Raw genomic sequence first — 18,675 nt, 5'->3', positions numbered from 1 at the left:
CCAGGAGCACCACCCATGCGGAAGATACTCATAGTCGGCGCCGGACAGTCCGGTCTCCAGCTCGCCCTCGGCCTCCAGTCCCAGGGATACGAGGTCACCCTGATGTCGAACCGGACGGCGGACGAGATCCGCTCCGGCCGCGTCATGTCCACGCAGTGCATGTTCGACACCGCGCTCCAGCACGAGCGCGACCTCGGCCTGAACTTCTGGGAGTCCCAGGCCCCGCGGATCCAGGGCCTCGGCGTCTCCGTCTCGGGGCCGGAGTCGGCCCGCGTCATCGACTGGGTCGGGAAGCTCGACGGCTTCGCCCAGTCCGTCGACCAGCGCGTGAAGATGGCCGGCTGGATGGAGACCTTCGCCCAGCGCGGCGGACAGCTCGTCATCCACGGTGTGGCCGTCGGCGACCTCGACTTCTTCGCCCGCCGCTACGACCTGGTGCTCGTCGCCGCCGGCAAGGGCGAGCTGGTCTCCATGTTCGGCCGGGACGCCGAGCGCTCCCCGCACACCGAGCCGCAGCGCGCCCTCGCCGTCGCGTACGTCAACGGCCTCGGCCCGCGCCCCGAGCACCCTGACTTCGACGCGGTCCGCTGCAACCTCGTGCCCGGGGTCGGCGAGCTGTTCGTGATGCCGACGCTCACCACCGGCGGCCGCGCCGACATCCTCTTCTGGGAGGGGATCCCCGGCGGTCCCGTCGACGCCTTCCGGGGCGTCAAGGACCCCTCCGAGCACCTGGCGCTCACGCTGGAGCTGATGGAGAAGTACACCCCCTGGGAGTACGCGCGCGCCACCAGGGTCGAACTCACCGACGCCTGCGGCACGCTGGCGGGCCGTTACGCCCCCACCGTCCGCAACCCCGTCGGCCACCTGCCGGGCGGCGGCCTGGTCCTCGGCGTCGCGGACGTCGTCGTCGCCAACGACCCGATCACCGGGCAGGGCTCCAACTCCGCCGCCAAGTGCGCCGCGGCGTACCTCGCCGCCATCGTCGAGCACGGCGACCGGCCCTTCGACGAGGCGTGGATGCGTTCCGCCTTCGACCGCTACTGGCGGACCGCCGAGCCCGTCACCAAGTGGACCAACGCGATGCTGGCGCCGCCGCCGGAGCACGTCCTGAACCTGATCGGCGCGGCCGGCGAGCTCCAGCCGATCGCCGACCGCTTCGCCAACGGATTCAACGACCCGGCCGACTTCGAGAACTTCTTCTTCGACCCGGAGAAGGCCTCCGCCTACCTGGCCTCGGTGGCCTCCGGCGCCTGATCCGGGGGCACCCCCCGGCCGTCGTACCCCTCGTCCGAACCCTCCCGAGCACCGTCCGGGAGGACGGGCGGGGTGTACGACTCCAGGGGCGTGCCGCCCGGGTCCGGCCGTACGGCCCCGAGCAGCGGGTTCGCGGCGACGAGGGAGACCTTCACACGGGCGCCGGGGCGCGGGGCCTGCACGACCAGGCCCTCGCCCAGGTAGAGGGCCACATGGGTGGCGCCGGGGAAGTACACCACCAGGTCCCCGGGCCGCAGCTCGCCGAGGCCGACCCGGGGCAGCTCCGCCCACTGCTCCTGGCTGGTGCGCGGGATCTCCCGGCCGGCCGCCGCCCACGCCCGCTGGGTGAGCCCCGAGCAGTCGTACGACTCCGGCCCCTCGGCCCCCCACTCGTACGGCTTCCCGAGCTGCCCGACCGCGAAGCGCAGCGCCTCCGCGCCCGCCGGGGACGGGGTGCGGGTGGGGCCGAGGACCCCGGAGTCGAGGAGTTCGCGCTGGGCGCCGGCCGTCTGCTCCCGCTCCAGCTCGGTGAGGCGCGCCAGCTGCTCGGGGGTGAGCGCGGCGAGCAGCGCCTCGACCTCGGCGAGCTTCTTCCGTACCTCGTCCCGGCGGGTCCGCTGCCGTGCGGCGAGGCTCCGCTGCCGGTCGAGCGCGGTCCGCGAGGCGCCGGCGAGCCCGGCGGCCCGGCGCTCGGCGGCGCGCAGCCGGGGGAGGGCGGAGGCCCGGTCGCGGGCGGTCCGGTCGAGGAGGTGGCGCGCGTCGAGCGCGGACCGGGGGTCGGGGGCGAAGAGCAGCCGCAGCGGTGAGGCGTACGAGCTCCGGCCCTGGTACTGCTCCCGGGCGAGCCGCCCCGCCTCGGCCCGCCCGCGCGCGAGGGCGGTGCGGGCGGTCTCCAGGTCGGCGGCGAGCCGCCGGGTGTCGGCCTGCTGGACCTTCAGCGCCTCCTCGGCCGCGTTGAACCGCTCCGTGGCCTCCTCGGCCTCCTGGTAGAGGGTGCGGAGCCGGGTGAGCAGCGTGGCGACGGAGCCCCCGCCGGCGGGCGGCAGCGCGGCGGCGTCGTCGGCCGCCGGCACCTCGGGCTCCGCCGCCTGGGCCTCGGCATCCGCCACGCTGTCGGGGTCCACCGGTCCGACGGGTTCCGCGGCGGGGTCCGCGAGGGCGAGGGGCGCGAGGGGAGCGGGAGGCCCTGGTGGCTCAGGTGCGGCCGCGGCCGGCCCGGTCAAGGTGGCCAGGGCGGCCAGGGCTCCCGTACAGACCGTGCGCAGCAGCCTTCGCGACACGTCACCACCACCTCCAGAGCGGGCTCCGGAGGCATCATGGCGTGTCGGTTCATCCGATTACCGTACGGATCGGGGCGCGGCGCCCGGCATCACCCGTTCGGCTTCGACCACGGCCACTTCAGCTCGCGCCGCTCACGGCCCTCGGGGGCGTACTCGTAGACCCAGCCGCGCTGGAGCCCGAGCCGCCGGGTGTGGCCGGCGGGTTCGCGGCGGTACGTGTAGAGCACGGGCGGGCGGCCGTCGTGGGCCGGGACCGGCACCTCGTACCACTTCGGCGGGTGTCCGGTCGCGCCCAGCAGGATGGGCAGCACCCGCCCGTCGAGGGGGCCGCCGCGGAAGGGGATGTTCTCGCTTCTCACCCCACCAGTCTCCCCCGGCCGCGCCCGGCACGGGAGGTCACAGCAGGTGCGCGGCCTCGCCGACGAGCGGCACGAGCCGCCGGGCCAGGTCGGCGACGGGCCCGTCGGCCCGCTCCTGGGCGAGCAGCCGCCGGACGACCCCGGCGGTCTCCGGGTCGCGCGCGGAACCGGTCACGAGCAGGGCGACCAGCTGGTCGACCAGCCAGTCGCGCAGCTCGTCGGCGGCCGGCGTCTTGCCGTCGTCGAGCCAGATGAGCGAGGCCGCCTCGACCGCCGCGATCCAGGTGCGGACCAGCATCGCGAGCCGCGCGCCCGGCCGCTCCGCGCCCAGGTGCAGGAAGATCTGCCCGGCGGCGGCCCGCCGCACCTCGTCCACGATCGACGTGGTGTTGGAGGTCTCGACGACGCTGCCGCCGCGCAGCAGCGCGCTGAAACCGGCGTCGTGACCGTCCACGAAGGCGAGGTACCGGTCGAGGACCCGGCCGAGCCGCTCGGTGGGCGCCCCGTCCTCGGGCTCGGCGAAGCACCGGTCGAGCGCGTCGGCGGAAGAACGGAGCGCGGCCTCGTACAGCTGCTGCTTGCCGCCCGGGAAGTAGCGGTAGACCAGCGGCCGCGACACCCCCGCCGCCTCGGCGACGTCGTCGAGCGACACGTCCTCGGGCGCCCGGTGCGCGAACAGCCCCAGCGCGGCCTCCAGCAACTGGCCACGCCGCTCCTCGACACTGAGCCGGCGATACGCGGGAGAGGCAGCGCTCGTCATGCGGGCAGCGTAACCCCGCCGCCTCCACCTCCGGATCCCCTTCTCGCGCAGCCCCTGGCCTTCCGTCCGGGGCTCCGCCCCTCCCCTGCGTCGTGCGTGTTCAGGCCAGAAGCCCCGACGAGCGCCAGAGGCGGCGGCCGGGGCCGCGCAGGGCGCCGATGTCGTCGAGGAAGTCCGTGAGGCGTTTGGCGCCGGACTGCATGACCTCGCGGCGGTGGCCGCTCGCCCGGACCTCGGCGACCGCCTGCCGGCGGTCGAGGCCCACCGCTTCGTACACGGCGGGGTTGACGAAGCAGGTGGAGAAGACGCGCGCGGCCTCGCCGCAGCTCAGCCGGGTGAACTCCCGCTCCCAGCGCGGTGCCGTCACCATCTGGCGGCGCAGCTCCTCGCGGGCGTACCGGACGTGCCGGGCCTCCTCCACCACGTGGATCCGGGTCACCCCGCGCACCAGCGGCTGGACCCGCTCGTCCGGGAAGGTCAGCCGCTGCATCCAGTCCAGGATCTCCTCGCCGAGGAGGGTCGCGGCGAAGGAGCCGGGGGTGGTGGAGACGGTCTTCAGGACGCGGGCGAGGTTGTGGTAGACCCGCGGCACCGGGTACTCGCCGGTCCCGCTCTTCCTGATCAGCCGGGCGAACATCATCGAGTGCCGGCACTCGTCCGCGATCTCGGTGAGCGCGTACCCCACGTGATGGCTGGTCAGCGGCTTGTCGTAGACGTGCCGGACGAGCAGCTGCATCAGGATGACCTCGAACCAGATCCCGAGCGAGGCGAGCGACGCGGCCTCGTGCCGGGAGAGGTCGATCCGCTGCTCCTCGGACATCCGGCGCCACAGCGGGGTGCCGTAGAGGGAGACCAGCTCCGGCGGCCAGTGCCAGTGGCCGGGTTCGAAGGGCGCGTCCCAGTCGAGCTCCGTGTCGGGGTCGTACGAGTGCTTGCGGGAGGCCTCCAGGAGCCTTTCGGCGAGCCGCTCGCGGTCGCGGAGCGGCCCGAGCGCGTCCCGCAGCCGGCTGAAGTCGGGCTCGGTGAAGGGGCTCATGGCGGGTACACCTCGCTGGCCTCGAACTCGGGGTTACCGTCGGTCACTTGTCATCAGACCGCCCGCCGGCAAGCCCGTCAATCCCCTGCGCGCGACTTGTTGACGCTTCGTACAGCAACGTGTGAGCCTGCTGGAGGCGGCAGGACGCCGGTGGCCGAAGGAGAGTGGTCGATGTCGACGCACGAGCTCTACGTGAACCCCCCGTCCGGACCCGGCCGGCAGATCCCGGCGACCGGCGAGGCCCGCTTCTCCTGGGAGTACGACATGGCCGACGCCGGCCGCGAACGGCTCCTCGCCCTCTACCAGAAGGGCAAGGACAAGCAGTGGGACGGCGCCCGCCGCATCGACTGGGACCTGGAGGTCGACCCGTACGACCCGCTCGGCACGCCCGACGAGACCCTCGCCCTGCACGGCACCCGGTACTGGGCGAAGCTCACCGAGAAGGACAAGGGCGAGCTGCGCCGCCACTACGCGGCGTGGAACTTCAGCCAGTTCCTCCACGGCGAGCAGGGCGCCATGGTCTGCGCCGCGCGGATCGTCGAGTCCGCGCCCGACCTCGACGCGAAGTTCTACTCCGCGACCCAGACCATGGACGAGGCCCGGCACGCCGAGATCTACGGCCGCTTCCTCCACGACAAGATCGGGATGTTGTATCCGATCAACGACGACCTCCAGACGCTCCTCGACGACACCCTCCGCGACTCCCGCTGGGACATGCCCTACCTCGGGATGCAGGTGCTCATCGAGGGCCTCGCCCTCGCCGCCTTCGGCATGATCCGCGACACCACCGACAAGCCGCTGCCCAAGCAGATCCTCGCGTACGTCATGCAGGACGAGGCCCGGCACGTCGCCTTCGGACGGATGGCCCTGCGCGACCACTACAAGCAGCTCACCGACGCGGAGCTGCGCGAGCGCGAGGAGTTCGTCATCGAGGGCTGCCACCTGATGCGCGACCGGCTGCGCGGGGTCGAGGTCCTGGAGAACTTCGGCGTCCCGAGGAAGGAGGCGGAGGAGTTCAGCGAGGGGAGCGACTTCCTGCACCTCTTCCGGAAGCTCCTCTTCAGCCGGATCGTCCCCTGCGTCAAGGACATCGGCCTGTGGGGCGAGCGCCTCCAGAAGGCCTACCTCGACATGGGCGTCTTCGACCTGGGCGACTCCAACCTCGACCTCCTCATGACCCAGGACGAGGAGATCGCCGACCGCCTCGACGCGGAACGCTTCGCGGAGGAGGAACACGCCCGGGTCGCCGAGGTGGCGGAGGCGATCGCGGAGGGCGCGCAGGAGTAGCAGCCGTCACCGCGCGCAGGGGCGGGGGGACGCAGGGGCGGAGGGCGGTCGTGGGGTGTGCGGGCTCAGCCCGTGCCCCGGGTTCGGGCAACAGACCCCGGGGCGCCGCGCGGGCCGGTGGGCGGCGTCGGCTCCGCCGTCCTCGCGTCCCGCGACCCCGGCGCGCCGCGCGGGCGGGGCGGGGCTGTCGTGCCGGAGGTGCGGGGGGTGTCGGGCGCGCCCGGCGTGCCCCGTGCCTCCGCTTCGAGGCGCAGCGCCTCGCGCATCACGTCGCGGGCGATCGGGGCCGCACTGCCGCCGCCGCTGATGTCGGTGCGGGCGGCCTCCGCGTCCTCGACGACGACGGCCACCGCGACCGCGGGGCGGCCGGAGTCCTCGGCCTGGGCCCAGGCGATGAACCAGGCGTACGGGGTCCCCGTGTTGCCGAAGCCGTGCTGCGCCGTGCCGGTCTTGCCGCCGACCCGCGCCCCGGGGATCGCCGCGTTCGTGCCCGTGCCCTCCTCCACCGCCTTCACCATCAGCCGCTGGAGCTGGAGCGCGGTCGAGGGGCTCATCGCCTGCCGGTAGGGGCGGCGCGGGGTGCGGTCCACGGTCGTCCCGCCGGAGGTGGTCGTCCGGTCGACCAGGTACGGCCGCGCGATCTCCCCGGTGTTGGCGACGGCCGCCGCCACCATCGCCATCTGGAGCGGCGTCGCCGTCGTGTCGAACTGTCCGATCGACGACAGCGCCAGCTGGTCCGGGCTCATCTCCCGGTCGAAGTTGGACTTCGCCACCCACGACGGCACCCGCAGCGTGGTGTCGTCGAAGCCGAACCGTTCCGCCGTGTCGACCATGCCCTCCAGGCCGACGTCCACGCCGAGTCCGGCCATCACCGTGTTGCAGGACCACTGGAGGGCGTACGCGAGCGAGGCGTCCTCGCAGCCCCGGGCCTCGTTCGGCAGCACCTGCCGGGTGCCGGGCAGCACGAAGGGGTCGGGGGTGTCCGTCGGCGCGTCCACGTCCCGTACGACCCCGGCGTCGAGCGCCGCCGCCGCCGTCACGATCTTGAAGGTGGAGCCGGGCGGATAGGTCTGCCGCAGCGCCCGGTTGAGCATCGGCTGGTTGGGCGAGGTGGTCAGCCGGGCCCAGGCGTCCTTCACGTCCGCCCCGGTGCCGGAGAGCACCCCGGGCTCGTACGAGGGGGAGGAGACGAGCGCCAGGATCCGGCCGCTCGACGGTTCGAGCGCGACGACGGCGCCGCGTTTCCCGTCGAGCCCCCGGTAGGCCGCCTCCTGCAGGGACGCCCGGACGGTGGTGACGACGTCGCCGCCGGGGGAGCGGCCCCGGGTGAGGTCGTTCCACAGCGGCAGCGGCTGCAGCATCGGGTCGGTGCCGGCGAGCAGCGCGTCCTCGGCGTGTTCGAGCATCGTGGTGCCGTACGTCTGGGAGGCGTAGCCGGTCACCGGCGCGTACAACGGGCCCCGCCGGTAGGTCCGTTCCCAGCGCAGCTGCTGTCCGCTGTCCCGGGAGCCGGTCACCGGCCGCCCGTCGACGACGATCGCGCCGCGCGGTTCGGCCCAGCGGGCGATCGCGCTCCGCCGGTTGGCCGGATTCGCGTCCAGCTCCTCGGCCTCGACGAGCATCACCCGCACCGCGTTGACCAGGAGCGCGACGAGCAGCAGGAGGCAGAGCGCGGCGGCCCGCCGGATGTACCGGATCACCGGCCCGCCTCCACCCGTGCCAGCTCCCCGGTGTCCGCGCCGTCCGGCTGCGGCGCCCGCGCCGAGTCGCTGACGCGCACGAGGAGCGCGACGATCACCCAGTTGGTCACCACCGACGAACCGCCCTGCGCGAGGAACGGCATCGCCATGCCCGTCAGCGGGATCAGCCCCATCACCCCGCCCGCGATCACGAAGACCTGGAGCGCCACGATCGACGCGAGCCCGACCGCGAGCAGCCGCCCGAAGGGGTCCCGCAGCGAGAACCCGGCACGGTAGCCGCGCGCCACGAAGAGCGCGTACAGCAGGAAGAGCGCGGTGAGTCCGACGAAGCCGAGCTCCTCGCCGGCCGTCGCCAGGATGAAGTCCGACTTGGTGGCGAAGCCGATGAGCACCGAGTGCCCGAGCCCGAGCCCGGTGCCGAGCATCCCGCCGGCGGCGAAGGCGAAGAGCGACTGGGCGAGCTGCCCGGGCCCGTCGCCCGCCCGGATGGAGGCGTACGGATCCAGCCAGTCCTGCACCCGGCTGTGCACGTGCGGTTCGACGGAGCCGATGAGGAAGGCCCCGGCGGCGGCGAGCAGCAGCCCGATGGCGATCCAGCCGGTGCGGCCGGTCGCCACGTACAGCATGATCACGAAGAGGCCGAAGAAGAGCAGCGAAGTGCCGAGGTCCCGCTCCAGGACGAGGACGCCGACGCTCAGCAGCCAGATCGCCACGATCGGCCCGAGCACCCGCCAGGTCGGGAACTGGAACCTCCAGATCCGGCGCCCGGCGTAGGCGAGCGCGCTGAGGTTGGCGGAGAGGTACGCGGCGAAGAAGACCGCGAGCAGGATCTTCGCGAACTCGCCCGGCTGGAAGGAGAGTCCGCCGAGCCGGATCCAGATCCGGGCCCCGTTCACCGCCGGGAAGAAGATCGGCAGGATCATCAGCGCGAGCGCGGCGGCCACGCAGACGTACGCGTACCCCCGGAGCGCGCGGTGGTCGCGCAGCAGCAGGACGACCACGATGAAGAGCGCCACCCCGAGCGTCGACCACACCAGCTGCGTGGTCGCCGCCTGGTCGCGGGGGGTCTCCAGGTCGAGCCGGTAGATCAGCACCAGGCCGAGCCCGTTGAGCAGCACGGCGATCGGCAGCAGGAGGGGGTCCGCGTACGGGGCCCGGAACCGTACGGCGAGGTGCGCGAGGAGCGCGAGGAGGCCGAGCCCCGCGCCGTACCGCGCGGCGTCCGGGGGCACGGCCCCGTCATGGGCGAGGCCCACCTCGGCGTAGCCGCAGACGGAGATCAGGACGGCGCCCAGGAGCAGGACCAGCTCCACCCCGCGCCGCTTCGGGCCCCGGACACCGGGCGGCGACACGGCCGGGGACGCGTCCGGGATCCGAGGTGCGGTCATGCTCGGCAACGTAGCAAGCCGTATGCCGTATGTCCCTTTTGTGTGACGGTGTGCCGTGCCGGCCGTTCACCGCTCGGGGCTGTCCTCGGTGAACCGCACGTACTCCGGCAGCCGGATCCGCGCCTCGGCCCCGCCCTCCGCCGCCCGGCCGAACTCCAGCTCCGCGCCGATGACCTCCGCCTGCCCCGCCGCGATCGTCAGGCCCAGACCGTGCCCCTTGCCGCCGCTCTCGGTGCGGAAGCGCTGCGGGCCGGAGCCGAGGAGGTACTCCGGATAGCCGGGCCCGTGGTCCCGCACCGTCACCGTCGCCCCGTCCACGGTCACCACCACCGGCGGCCGGCCGTGCCGGTGGGCGTTGGCGACCAGATTGCCCAGGACCCGTTCGAGGCGCCGCCGGTCCGTCTCCACCGCCGCGTCCCGCACGATCCGCACCTCCGTCTCCGTGCCCGAGGCGCGCACCACCCGCTCGACCAGCGGTCCGAGTTCGTGCACGGCCAGGTCGACCGTCTCGTTGCGGGCGTCGAGCCGGGAGATCTCCAGGAGGTCCTCGGTCAGCCCGCGCATCGCCCGCACCCGGTCCCGTACGAGCTCCGCCGGCCGGCCCTCCGGCAGCAGTTCGGCGGCGGCCGACAGGCCCGTCAGCGGGGTGCGCAGCTCATGCGCCACGTCCGCGGTGAACCGCTGCTCGCTCTGGAGCTTGCTCTGCAGCGAGGAGGCCATCGTGTCGAGGGCGCCGGAGACCGTCGCCACCTCGTCCTGCGGGCGCCGGGGGTCCTGCGTCCGCGGGTCGTCCACGCGCGCGTCCAGGTCGCCCGCGGTGATCCGGCGCGCCACCTGCGCGGTGGCGTGGAGCCGCCGGGTGACCCGGGTGACGGCGGTGACGCCGACGGCCAGGGTCGCCGCGATGGCCAGGACGGAGGAGCCGACGATCGACCGGTCGAGCGCGTCGATCGTCCCCGCGCCCACGCTGTGGTCGACGCGGACGGCGAGGGCGTGCCCGTCCGCCGGGCCCGCCGCCCACATCGTCGGCCGGCCCTCGTGGTCGGCGATCATCGTGCCGCGCTCGCCCCGCGCGGTCAGCCGCCGCAACGGCTCCGGCAGCCCGGCCGGGTCGAGCCCGGCGAACGGCGGCAGCGGCTCGCCCGCCTCGTACGACCGGGTGACCTCCACAAGGCGCGACAGCGCCTTCTCCCGCGCGTCCCGCACGGTCTGCCCGGTCACCGAGACGTGCACCAGCGTGCCGAGCAGGGCGGCGAGCGCGCAGCACATCACGGCGATGAAGACCGCGGCCTTCCAGGTGAGCGTCGCGGTCCAGGCGGGCGCGCGCGGACGGCGCGGACGGCGCGGCGGCGTCACGACGGCGGCTCGGACGGGGTCGGAGCGGGCACGGCGGTACGGGGCGGGCGGGGCGGGCGGGGCGGGCCCGAAGGCTCCCCTCGTACGGGCACGATCTCGTCCCGGGCCGGCAGCATGCTGTGCTGCCGCTCGTCCCACGACCAGGCGGTGCGGTACTCGTACCCGGGGATCCCCGCGGACGCGGCCCGCACGACCAGGTCCCGCCCGGCCAGCTCCACGCTGACCACCTGGTCGACGGTGGACATGACCCGGGTGAGCCCGCCGTCCTCGGCGAGGTACACCCGCAGGGCGACCTGCTGCTCCGGCATCCGGATCCCGACGATCAGCTCGTCCCGGCCGTTCCCCGTGAGGTCCCGGTAGTACGGCGAGAGCACCGGGCACTTCGCCGGCGCGGTGTCGCAGGCGAGCACCGCCCGCGAGGTCTCCTCGTACAGCCCGTCCGCCCCGGTGTACGTGTCGGGATTCGCCGCCACCTCCGCCCGCACCACCGCGACCGGGTCCACGGTCCGCACGTCGGCGCCCCGCACGGTGATCCCGGGCACCCGCTCGGTGTCGGTCTCGCCGTAGTCGACCGGCGGGTCCGAGGCGGGCGGCAGCGCCGGCCAGAGCCGTACGGGCCCCACCGCCGCCTCCGCCGGCCCGTCGCTCACCAGGCCGCCCTGCCCGGCGCACCCGGCGAGCACCGGAAGGGCGCCCAGCGCGAGGACGGCGGCGAGCCGGACGGGACGGGGTCTCACGCTGCTCCTCGAAAATGACCGATCGCGACCGTTCTTGGTCAGAACGATAGGCGGTGTCCCCTCCGCCCGCCGCGCAGGTGCCACGGGCCCGCGGCCCGGCGGACACCGGTCGCTAGCTCCCCCGGAGGCCCCGCAGCTCCATCCGGGTCAGCGCCGCCCGGCACAGGGTCAGGAGCTTCTCGTCCTGGTGGACGTCGTGGCTGCCGGAGGCACCCTCGCGGGCGTTGTGCCGCCGCCGGCGGGTCAGCTCGGTGAGGATCGGCAACTGCGCCGCCGACGCCGCCGGGCCCATCTCGGCGAGGCACTCGACGATCTCCACGCGCGCGTGCCGGTTCTCCTCCCACGCCGCAAGGAGCACCGGAAGCGTCCGCTCCGTCTCCCCGGACACCCGCCACAGCGCCGCCGCGCACCGCACCCGCTCCCACAGGTCCCGGGACGTCAGCCCCGGCCGCAGCGCCCGCGCCGCCCCGGCCGCCGCCGGGCCGATCGCGCCCAGCGCCTGGGCCGCCGCGCACCGGTCCGCCCCCGACGAACCGGGCCGCAGCCACCGCACGAGCACCGGCACCACCGCCTCCGCGTCGCCCTCGACCGCCCACAGGGCACGCGCCGCCGCCGTCGAGACCGCCGCCGTGCAGGAGCCGAGCAGCTCCCGCAGCTCCGGCACGGCCTCCCGGGCCGCGGGCCCGAACGCGCCGAGGGCCCGCGCCACCGCCTCCCGCACACACTCCCGCCGGTACTCCGGCGCCCCGCGCAGCACCCGCAGCACCTCCGGCAGCGCCTGGGCGCCGCGCACCGCCGCCAGCGCGTACAGCAGCGGGCCCGCCCGGTCGTACAGGTCCTCGTCCAGCTCCACCGCCGCGAGCCGCCGCCGCAGCAGCGGCGCGAGGACCACCGCGGCCGGGCCGAGCCCGTCGACCGCGTACAGCAGCTCGCGCCGCACCTCGCCCGGCCCTTCGAGCGCCCGCGCGAGCAGCGGCACCGCCCGGCTGTCGCCGGACCGCGCGAGCGCGAGCAGCGCGCCGTCCCGCCCGGTCCGGCCCGTCAGCCGCCCGAGCCCGCCGGCGGCGGCCGGCGCCCCGGCGGCCCGTGCCGTGAGGACGGCCGCGAGCCCGTCGGCGGCCGGCGCACCCAGCTCGAAGAGACGCTCCAGGAAGGACGTGGCGGCGTCCCGGAGCCGGGCGTCCGGATCGGCGAGCTGTGCGCCGACGAGCTCCACGACCTCCTCGTACCGCCCCCGCCAGAGCCGTATCAGCCCCCCGCACAGCCAGATCGCGTCCGACCGCTGCCCCGGGTCGGGGCTGCGCAGCTGCGCCAGGATCAGCGCGATCCGGTCGTCCACCCGGTCGTCGAGCGCCCCGTGCAGGGTGCGCAGCAGCTCCTCCGTCCACGGCGTCCGCCGCCCCGCCACCTGGTCTTCGAGCAGCTCGCGCACCTGCCCGACCAGCGTCACCGGCATCCGCGCGGGCCCCTGCTCGCAGCCCCCGTCCTCCGGCTCCGGGCGCGGCGCCGTCCGGATCTCCTCCAGGAGCTCGGTCACCCACCGCACGATGTCCTGCGGGATCCGCCCCGGCGCGCAGCGCGCGAGCTGCGCGAGGGCCGCGAGGCGCAGCCCCGGGTCCTGCGCCGCCCGCGCCAGCCACGCCAGCCAGTCGACGGTCTCCGCGCGCAGCGAGGCGTGCCGCAGCGCGATCCGCCCCACCGCCGCGACCAGCGCGAGCCGCACCTCCGTGTCCGGCTCCACGGTGAGCCGCTCCCGCAGCAGGGCCAGGACGAGCGCCGGATCCGGGTGCAGCGACGCCAGCGCCACCGGCGCGGCAAGGCGTGCCTCGGGGTCGGGGCCGCCGAGCAGCCCGAGGAAGACGTCGGCGCCGGCCGCCACCGCGGCGGCCGCCATCGCGAAGTTCGCCGCCGGGACGAACTCGGCGTCGTCCGGCCCCGGTCCGGCCGGTTCGTCCAGGTCGCCGTCCTCGTCGTCCAGCTCGATCCCGCCGATGCTGGTGAGCAGTTCGACGATGGCGCCGCGGTCCTGCACGGCGGGGTCGGCGACGAGTTCCAGGAGGAAGGGGATGCAGGCGAGGGTGGAGTCGTAGACGTCGCCCTGGTGGTGGACCGCGCCGTACATGCCGTCGAGGGCCGCCTCGCGCTCCGCGGGGTCGGGCGAGGCGAGACCGCGCAACAGCTCCGGCACGTCGTCCGCCGGGCCGTAGGCGTGTCCCAACGACGCCCAGTCGACCTCCTCGATCCCCGTCAGCATGGCCAGGCCGCCTTCCCCGTGAGCGCTTACCAGGCAGCAAGTGTGCACCAACGGAAGGACATCGACGCCGAACAGGCGTCACGCACCGTGCCGAGGGCTGACGTTGCGCTCGGTTTGCGCCATGTACGGGCCGTGGTCCGGCCGTTGCGGACGGTACGCATGCGGGGTCGAGGTGACGGACGGTACGCGCGCGTGGGAGGTGACGACGGACGGTACGCGCGCGTGGCGCGGGGGCGGGAGGAGGCACGCGCGCGTGGGCCGAAGGACACCACCGGGCTCCCGGCCCCACAGGCCACATCCCTCGCATCCGTCACACAGGCCACACCCCTCGCATCCATCACATCTGTCGTATCCGTCGGACCCTTCACCCCTCGTACCCCCTCGTACCCCCTCGCACCTCCTCGCCCCCTCACAGACCTTCACACCCCCTCCCGCCGGAACCGTACGAACGCCGGCGCCCCGTGCCGCCCCGCGACCTGCCGCAGCTCCACCGCCGCAGGCCGCGCGATCCGCAGCACGGGCCCGTGTTCGGGATCGGTGCCCGCGGTCACGTCGCCCCCGCTCGCGGCGACCGCGGCGGCGACCTTCCGGGCCTGCGTCGGGGTGAGCCGGGGCGTGGTCGTCAGGGTCCGCCCGTCCGCGAGCCGCACGAGCAGCGCCCGGGGCCGGTCGGCCGGCCCCACGAGCCCGATCAGCTCCGCGTCCACCGTCTCCGCGTGCCGGACCTTCCGCCAGGACCAGGTGGAGCCGGGGCGGTACGCCGAGTCCAGGCGCTTGGCGACGATCCCCTCCACGCCCGCGTGCCGCAGGTCGCGGAACCAGCCGCGCGCGGTCTCCTCGTCCTCGGTGGCCAGCACCCGCTGGAGCGGCGGGCCCGCCTCGCTCAGCGCCGCACCGAGCAGCTCCCAGCGGTCGCGCAGCGGCAGCGCCCGTACGTCCCGGCCGGGCACGGCGAGCAGGTCGAAGGCGATGTACGAGACGGGGACCCCGCCCCGTACCCGGTCGGCGTGCGAGCGCAGTAGGTCGGGGAAGCTGATCCGCCCCTCTCGGTACGCGCACAGCTCGCCGTCGAGCACGATCCCGGGCGGCAGCCGCCCGGCCAGGGCGGCCGCGATGTCCGGGAACTCGGGGGAGAGGTCGCGCCGGGACCGCGACTGGAGCACCACCCGCCCGCCCTCCAGGACGAACGCGAGCGCCCGGAACCCGTCGAGCTTGAGGGAGTACTGGAGCTCCCGCGGCGCCGGCGCCTGCGGGGGGATCTCGTCGGCGGCCCGCGGCCGCATGACGTCCACGGGCGGCACGAGCACGACTCCGCGACCGCCCCCACTCCCGCTGCTCCCGTTGCTCCCGCTGCTGCTCCCGCCGCTTCCGCCGCTCACGGCACACCTCCGGCCCGCCCGGCGTCGAACAGGGGCCCGAGGAGTTCCCCGTACCGCTCCAGACGTGGCGCGATGTCGCCCATCATGAAGACCAGGTCGTCGGCGGCGGCGCAGGCCTCGACCTCCTCCCAGGTGACCGGCGCGGAGACGGTGGGCCGCGCGCGGGCGCGGAGGGTGTAGGGGGTGGCGGTGGTCTTGGCGGCGGCGTTCTGGCTGTGGTCGACGAAGACCTTCCCGGCGCGCAGGGCCTTCGCCATCCGGTGCGTCACGAGCCGCGGCAGCTCCGCCTCCGCGTCGAGGGCGAGCCGTTTCGCGTAGGCGGAGACGGACTCGGACGGCGTCGGCACCACCGGGACGAGCAGATGGAGCCCCTTCGCCCCTGAGGTCTTGGCGAAGGCCTCCAGACCGTCCGCGGCGAGCCGTTCCCGCAGGTGGAGCGCGACCCGGCAGCAGTCGACGACGGTCGCGGGCGCCCCCGGGTCGAGATCGAGCACGAGCCGGTCGGCGACGGCCGGGGCGGAGGCCGTCCACTGCGGGGTGTGGAACTCCGGGACCAGGTTGGACGCCCACACCAGCGACGGCAGGTCCTGGATCATCACCTGCCGGGCCCGCGGATCCTCGGTGCGCGGCACGGGGGTGGTGGCCACCCAGGCGGGCGTACCGGGCGGCGGATTCTTGGTGAAGAAGAGCTGGCCCCCCGGCCCGTCCGGATAGCGCAGGAAGGAGACGGGCCGGTCGCGCAGATGCGGCAGTATCGCGGCCTCCACGGTGGCGTAGTAGTGCAGCAGCTCGCCCTTGGTGGTGCCGGTGGCCGGGTGGATGACCTTGCCGAGGTTACTGAGCGTGATGCGCCGCCCCGCCACCTCTGTGATGGGCGTCATACGATGAGACTCCCACGTTTCCCGCTATACCGGCATGAAGGGGATGAACCGTGCGATCGATCTGGAACGGCGCCATATCCTTCGGCCTGGTCAGCATCCCGATCAAGCTCGTGAACGCCACCGAGAGCCGTTCCGTCTCCTTCCGCCAGATCCACGTCGAGGACGGCGGCCGGATCCGCTACCGGAAGGTCTGCGAGCTGGACGGCGAGGAGGTCGCGCAGTCCGAGATCGGGAAGGCGTACGAGGACGCCGACGGGACCATGATCCCGATCACCGACGAGGACCTGGCCGCGCTGCCGCTGCCCACGGCCAAGACGATCGAGATCGTCGCCTTCGTCCCGGCGGGCGACATCGACCCGCTCCAGATGGACGCCGCGTACTACCTCTCCGCCAACGGCGTGCCGGCCGCCAAGCCGTACACCCTCCTCCGCGAGGCGCTGAAGCGCAGCGAGAAGGTGGCGGTGGCGAAGTACGCCCTCCGGGGCCGCGAACGCCTGGGCATGCTCCGGGTGGTGGACGACGTGATCGCCATGCACGGCCTGCTCTGGCCCGACGAGATCAGGGCCCCCGAAGGCGTCGCCCCCGAGACGCCGGTGACGGTCCGTGACGCCGAACTCGACCTGGCGGACGCCCTGATGGCCACGCTCGGCGAGGTCGACATCAGCACCCTCCACGACGACTACCGCGAGGCGGTCGAGGAGATGATCGCCGCGAAGGCGGCCGGCGGCGAGGGCGTGGCACCCCCGGAGCCGGGCGAGGAGGGCGGCGGCGGCCAGGTGATCGACCTGATGGCGGCGCTGGAGAAGAGCGTCCGCGAGGCGAAGGAGGCCCGGGGCGAGCCGGCGGAGGTCACGGACATCGAGAGCGGCCGGGCGAAGAAGACGGCGAAGAAGGCCCCGGCGAAGAAGACGGCGGCCGCGAAGAAGACGCCCGCGAAGACGCCCGCGAAGACGACGGCGAAGAAGGCGACGGCGAAGACGAAGTCGGCGACGAAGAAGGCGACGCCCAAGAAGGCGGCACCGAAGAAGGCGGCACCGAAGAAGCGCACAGCCTGACGAACCCGCCCCGCCACCACCCGGACCCGCCCCCACCCCGCCACCACCCCACCCCGCCACCACCCCACCCCGCCACCACCCCGACCCGAGACGCCCCCCACCCCCCCCCACGGGCCCCCTGCCTCCCTCCCGGAGGCAGGGGGCCCGAGTCATGCCCGAACCACCCCCACTCCAAGCCGGGTTGGGATGCCGCATAGCGGACACCCCGCGCCGTCCTTCGGACAACAGATGGTCAAATTCTTGTTGCATACCTGTCAAATAGCTGGTTCTCCTGGCACGCTCCCCACCGCGTCACCCCCCACATGAACCCCCACGCGTTTCAGCGAAGGAGCCCGCGTGATCCGCCAGCAGTCCTCGCACCGCCGGACCGCCGTCCGCACCGCCGCCCTCGTCGCCACGGCCGCCATGGCCGTCGTCGGAGTCCAGACCGGAACCGCCGGAGCCGCGGCGGTCAACGAGACCGGCATCGAGGCCGGGGCCACCGCCCTCGTCCTCAGCGCCCCCCAGCGGGCCGCCGCGATCCAGCAGGCCCAGGCGTCCGCCGCCGCCACCGCCCGTGCGATCGGCCTCACCGACCGGGAGAAGCTGGTCGTCCGCGACGTCGTCAAGGACGCGGACGGCACCGTCCACACCCGCTACGAGCGGACCTACGACGGCCTCCCGGTCCTCGGCGGCGACCTCGTCGTCCACCACAAGAAGAACGGCACCCGCACCACCACCAAGGCGACGAAGGCCCGCATAGCCCTCCCGGCCACGGCCACGGCGGAGAAGGCCCGCGAAGGCGCCCGCAAGGTGATCTGGGCGGCGACCGGCAAGCCGGTCCTCGCCTGGGAGACCGTGGAGAAGGGGCTCCAGCACGACGGCACGCCGAGCGAGCGCCACATCGTCACGGACGCCGCCACCGGCAAGGAGCTGTACTCCTACGAGGCGATCGAGACGGGCGTCGGCAACACCCAGTACAGCGGCCAGGTCACCCTCGGCACGGCCCCCGGCTACAGCCTCACGGACGCGGCTCGCGGCGGTCACAAGACGTACGACCTGAAGGGCGCCACCAGCGGCACCGGCACCCTCTTCACCAACTCCACCGACACGTGGGGCAACGGCCTCGCGAGCAACCGCGAGACCGCGGCCGCCGACGCCCACTACGGCGCGGCCGTCACCTGGGACTTCTACAAGAACGAGCTCGGCCGCAACGGCATCCGCGGCGACGGCGTCGCCGCCTACTCCCGCGTCCACTACGGCAACGCGTACGTCAACGCCTTCTGGTCCGACTCCTGCTTCTGCATGACGTACGGCGACGGCGCCGGCAACGCCAAGCCGCTGACCTCCCTCGACGTCGCCGGCCACGAGATGACCCACGGCCTCACCGCCTCCACGGCGAACCTCCGCTACAACAAGGAGTCCGGCGGCCTCAACGAGGCCACCTCCGACATCCTCGGCACCTCCGTCGAGTTCTACGCCGACAACGCCTCCGACGCGGGCGACTACCTCATCGGCGAGAAGATCGACATCCGCGGCAACGGCACCCCGCTCCGCTACATGGACAAGCCCAGCAGGGACGGCAACTCCGCCGACTACTGGTCCAACAGCCTCGGCCGCCTGGACGTCCACTACTCCTCGGGCCCGGCCAACCACTTCTTCTACCTCCTGGCCGAAGGCAGCGGCACCAAGACCATCAACGGAGTCACCTACAACTCCCCGACCTACGACAACTCCACCCTCACCGGCATAGGCCGCCAGAAGGCCTACCAGATCTGGTACAAGGCCCTCACCACCTACATGACCTCCAGCACCACCTACGCCGGCGCCCGCACCGCCACCCTCTCGGCGGCCACCGACCTCTACGGCGCAACCTCCCCCGAATACAACGCGGTCAACGCCGCCTGGAAGGCCGTCAACGTCAAGTAGCGCACGAAGGACCCTGTCCCCAGAGTCTCCACCGGGGACAG

The 18,675-nt window shown here is 74.0% G+C and carries 15 protein-coding genes; 4 read left to right on the top strand and 11 right to left on the bottom strand.

Translation table 11 applies throughout. From position 1 onward, the window contains the following. Nucleotides 1-15: 15 nt before the first annotated feature. The gene (locus HHL19_RS07395; protein ID WP_169086843.1) at nt 16-1,254 is read left to right on the top strand and encodes a styrene monooxygenase/indole monooxygenase family protein; all 1,239 of its coding nucleotides are present in this window, start codon (nt 16-18) and stop codon (nt 1,252-1,254) included. Here HHL19_RS07395 and HHL19_RS07390 read toward each other — a convergent pair. From HHL19_RS07390 to HHL19_RS07375, 4 genes are all read right to left on the bottom strand, one after another. After that, nucleotides 1,224-2,534, bottom strand: coding sequence for a C40 family peptidase (locus tag HHL19_RS07390; protein WP_169086841.1), 1,311 nt, complete (start codon nt 2,532-2,534; stop codon nt 1,224-1,226). The two genes, HHL19_RS07395 and HHL19_RS07390, sit on opposite strands and share 31 nt — an antisense overlap. An 89-nt stretch (nt 2,535-2,623) precedes the next feature. Further along, nucleotides 2,624-2,893: a hypothetical protein gene (locus HHL19_RS07385; protein ID WP_169086839.1), complete on the bottom strand. Its 270-nt coding sequence runs from the start codon at nt 2,891-2,893 to the stop codon at nt 2,624-2,626. Between the two features lie 37 nt (nt 2,894-2,930). Continuing rightward, nucleotides 2,931-3,653, bottom strand: coding sequence for a TetR/AcrR family transcriptional regulator (locus HHL19_RS07380; protein WP_169086837.1), 723 nt, complete (start codon nt 3,651-3,653; stop codon nt 2,931-2,933). A 100-nt stretch (nt 3,654-3,753) separates the two neighbouring features. Next, a complete protein-coding gene (locus tag HHL19_RS07375) occupies nt 3,754-4,689 on the bottom strand; it encodes a diiron oxygenase (protein WP_169086835.1) in 936 nt (311 codons plus the stop codon). 171 nt (nt 4,690-4,860) lie between these two features. Here HHL19_RS07375 and HHL19_RS07370 point away from each other — a divergent pair, with 171 nt between their 5' ends. After that, a complete protein-coding gene (locus HHL19_RS07370) occupies nt 4,861-5,976 on the top strand; it encodes a ferritin-like domain-containing protein (protein WP_169086833.1) in 1,116 nt (371 codons plus the stop codon). A 65-nt stretch (nt 5,977-6,041) separates the two neighbouring features. Here HHL19_RS07370 and HHL19_RS07365 read toward each other — a convergent pair whose 3' ends face one another. The 7 genes from HHL19_RS07365 to ligD form a co-directional block, all read right to left on the bottom strand. Beyond that, a complete protein-coding gene (locus tag HHL19_RS07365) occupies nt 6,042-7,676 on the bottom strand; it encodes a penicillin-binding transpeptidase domain-containing protein (protein ID WP_169086832.1) in 1,635 nt (544 codons plus the stop codon). Continuing rightward, nucleotides 7,673-9,064: an FtsW/RodA/SpoVE family cell cycle protein gene (locus HHL19_RS07360; RefSeq protein WP_169086830.1), complete on the bottom strand. Its 1,392-nt coding sequence runs from the start codon at nt 9,062-9,064 to the stop codon at nt 7,673-7,675. The genes HHL19_RS07365 and HHL19_RS07360 overlap by 4 nt, the downstream gene beginning before the upstream one ends. Before the next feature lie 66 nt (nt 9,065-9,130). Then, nucleotides 9,131-10,420, bottom strand: a complete 1,290-nt coding sequence (locus HHL19_RS07355; protein WP_169086828.1) for a HAMP domain-containing sensor histidine kinase — start codon at nt 10,418-10,420, stop codon at nt 9,131-9,133. Further along, a complete protein-coding gene (locus HHL19_RS07350; RefSeq protein WP_169086826.1) occupies nt 10,417-11,157 on the bottom strand; it encodes a hypothetical protein in 741 nt (246 codons plus the stop codon). The genes HHL19_RS07355 and HHL19_RS07350 overlap by 4 nt, the downstream gene beginning before the upstream one ends. A 112-nt stretch (nt 11,158-11,269) precedes the next feature. Further along, nucleotides 11,270-13,411, bottom strand: coding sequence for a HEAT repeat domain-containing protein (locus HHL19_RS07345; protein ID WP_169086824.1), 2,142 nt, complete (start codon nt 13,409-13,411; stop codon nt 11,270-11,272). Nucleotides 13,412-13,830: 419 nt separating this feature from the next. Continuing rightward, entirely contained in the window at nt 13,831-14,718 is an 888-nt protein-coding gene (locus HHL19_RS07340) for a DNA ligase (protein ID WP_346768525.1), read from the bottom strand. A 68-nt stretch (nt 14,719-14,786) separates the two neighbouring features. Next, entirely contained in the window at nt 14,787-15,671 is an 885-nt protein-coding gene (ligD, locus tag HHL19_RS07335) for a non-homologous end-joining DNA ligase (protein ID WP_169086822.1), read from the bottom strand. 50 nt (nt 15,672-15,721) lie between these two features. Here ligD and HHL19_RS07330 point away from each other — a divergent pair, with 50 nt between their 5' ends. Together HHL19_RS07330 and HHL19_RS07325 are read left to right on the top strand one after the other, a co-directional pair. Continuing rightward, nucleotides 15,722-16,726 carry a Ku protein gene (locus tag HHL19_RS07330; protein ID WP_169086820.1) on the top strand — a complete coding sequence of 335 codons (1,005 nt, stop codon included), beginning with the start codon at nt 15,722-15,724 and terminating at the stop codon, nt 16,724-16,726. Between the two features lie 405 nt (nt 16,727-17,131). Continuing rightward, nucleotides 17,132-18,634 carry a M4 family metallopeptidase gene (locus HHL19_RS07325; protein ID WP_169087573.1) on the top strand — a complete coding sequence of 501 codons (1,503 nt, stop codon included), beginning with the start codon at nt 17,132-17,134 and terminating at the stop codon, nt 18,632-18,634. Nucleotides 18,635-18,675: the final 41 nt, after the last annotated feature.

Origin of the sequence: Streptomyces sp. R302, assembly GCF_012927245.1 — a bacterium.
GTDB lineage: Bacteria > Actinomycetota > Actinomycetes > Streptomycetales > Streptomycetaceae > Streptomyces.
The sequence above is the reverse complement of the archived record's forward strand: the minus strand, read 5'-3'. Positions and strand labels throughout refer to the sequence as shown.